Source organism: Emticicia sp. 17c (assembly GCF_037153985.1).
Lineage (GTDB): Bacteria > Bacteroidota > Bacteroidia > Cytophagales > Spirosomataceae > Emticicia.
In genome coordinates this window covers 1-2,836 of record NZ_JBBAYI010000039.1, presented here as the reverse complement: position 1 = coordinate 2,836, position 2,836 = coordinate 1, and the positions used below count along the sequence as shown (strand labels likewise).

Annotated in this window: 1 protein-coding gene; it reads right to left on the bottom strand. The window is 47.2% G+C overall.

What is annotated here, in order from left to right:
* Positions 1–2,836, bottom strand: a 2,836-nt coding sequence (locus WAA15_RS24335; protein ID WP_442892829.1) for a beta strand repeat-containing protein, incomplete at both ends; no start/stop codon positions are given.

Here is a 2,836-nt window from a genome sequence, read left to right as displayed (position 1 = left end):
TGTTCCAGCGGCTAGGTTTGAAGCCGTAGCACTCGTCCCGCCACTTGGTGACCATTGATAAGTGTAAGGTCCGGTACCACCACTGGCCGTTACCGTTGCGCTTCCATCATTACCTGCGTTACATTTTACGTTTATTCCGGTTACACTTGCCGTTAAAACTGTTGGCTGGGTGATAGTAACCGTTGCTGTCACACTACAATTGTTTGCATCTTTGACTGTAACTGTGTATGTTCCAGCGGCTAGGTTTGAAGCCGTAGCACCCGTTCCGCCACTTGGTGACCATTGATAAGTATAAGGTCCAGTACCACCACTGGCCGTTACTGTTGCACTACCATCATTGCCTCCGTTACATTTTACGTTTATTCCGGTTACACTTGCCGTTAAAACAGTCGGCTGGGTGATAGTAACCGTTGCCGTTACACTACAATTGTTTGCATCTTTGACTGTAACTGTATATGTTCCGGCAGTTAAGCCACTTGCTGTGGCACCCGTTCCGCCGCTTGGTGACCATTGATAAGTATAAGGTCCAGTGCCGCCACTGGCTGTTACCGTTGCACTGCCATCATTGCCACCATTACATTTTACGTTTATTCCTGTAACGCTAGCTGCTAAAACTGTTGGTTGGGTGATAGTCACCGTTGCAGTCACACTACAATTGTTTGCATCTTTGACTGTAACTGTGTATGTTCCAGCGGTTAAACTACTTGCTGTGGCACCTGTTCCGCCACTTGGTGACCATTGATAAGTATAAGGTCCTGTTCCACCACTGGCCGTTACTGTCGCGCTACCATCATTACCTGCGTTACATTTTACGTTAATTCCTGTAACGCTCGCTGTTAAAACTGTTGGTTGGGTGATAGTCACCGTTGCCGTTACGCTACAATTGTTTGCATCTTTTACTGTGACTGTGTATGTTCCGGCCACTAGGTTTGAAGCAGTAGCACTCGTCCCGCCACTTGGTGACCATTGATAGGTGTAAGGTCCAGTGCCGCCACTAGCTGTTACTGTCACGCTTCCATCGTTGCCGCTGTTACATTTTACGTTAACTCCGGTTACACTTGCTGTTAAAACTGTTGGCTGAGTAATCGTAACCGTTGCTGTTACACTACAATTGTTCGCATCTTTGACTGTGACTGTATAGGTTCCGGCAGTTAAGCCACTTGCTATGGCACCTGTTCCGCCGCTTGGTGACCATTGATAAGTATAAGGTCCAGTGCCGCCACTGGCCGTTACTGTTGCACTACCATCGTTGCCACCGTTACATTTTACGTTAACTCCTGTAACGCTAGCTGCTAAAACTGTTGGCTGGGTGATAGTAACTGTTGCCGTTACGCTACAATTATTCGCATCTTTTACCGTAACTGTATATGTTCCGGCCACTAGGTTTGAAGCCGTAGCACTCGTCCCGCCACTTGGTGACCATTGATAAGTGTAAGGTCCGGTACCACCACTGGCCGTTACCGTTGCGCTTCCATCATTACCTGCGTTACATTTTACGTTTATTCCGGTTACACTTGCCGTTAAAACTGTTGGCTGGGTGATAGTCACCGTTGCTGTTACACTACAATTGTTTGCATCTTTGACTGTGACTGTGTATGTTCCAGCGGTTAAATTACTTGCTGTGGCACCTGTTCCACCGCTTGGTGACCATTGGTAAGTATAAGGTCCAGTGCCACCACTGGCCGTTACTGTCGCGCTGCCATCGTTACCACCATTACATTTTACGTTTACACCTGTGATAGTTCTGGTAAGAGCCGTCGGCTGGGTGATAGTCACCGTTGCTGTTACACTACAATTGTTCGCATCTTTGACTGTGACTGTATATGTTCCGGCGGTTAAACTACTTGCTGTGACACCTGTTCCACCGCTTGGTGACCATTGATAAGTATAAGGTCCAGTGCCGCCACTGGCCGTTACTGTTGCGCTGCCATCGTTGCCTGCGTTACATTTTACGTTTATTCCTGTAACGCTAGCTGTTAAAACTGTTGGTTGGGTGATAGTAACCGTTGCGGTTACGCTACAATTGTTTGCATCTTTTACTGTGACTGTGTATGTTCCGGCCACTAGGTTTGAAGCCGTAGCACCTGTTCCGCCGCTTGGTGACCATTGATAAGTATAAGGTCCAGTGCCGCCACTGGTCGTTACTGTCGCGCTGCCATCATTACCTGCGTTACATTTTACGTTTATTCCTGTAACGCTTGCCGTTAAAACTGTTGGCTGGGTAATCGTCACTGTTGCTGTTACACTACAATTGTTTGCATCTTTGACTGTGACTGTATATGTTCCGGCAGTTAAGCCACTTGCTGTGGCACCCGTTCCGCCGCTTGGTGACCATTGATAAGTATAAGGTCCGGTACCACCACTGGCTGTTACTGTTGCACTACCATCATTGCCTGAATTACATTTTACGTTAACTCCGGTTACACTCGCCGTTAAAACTGTTGGCTGGGTGATAGTCACAGTTGCCGTTACGCTACAATTGTTTGCATCTTTTACCGTAACTGTATATGTTCCAGCTGTTAAACTACTTGCTGTTACACCTGTTCCACCGCTTGGTGACCATTGATAGGTGTAAGGTCCGGTACCACCACTAACCGTTACTGTTGCGCTTCCATCATTACCACTATTACATTTTACATTTATTCCGGTTACACTTGCCGTTAAAACTGTTGGTTGGGTGATAGTAACTGTTGCGGTTACGCTACAATTATTCGCGTCTTTGACTGTGACTGTATATGTTCCGGCTACTAGGTTTGAAGCAGTAGCACCCGTTCCGCCACTTGGTGACCATTGATAAGTATAAGGTCCTGTTCCGCCACTGGCTGTTACCGTTGCA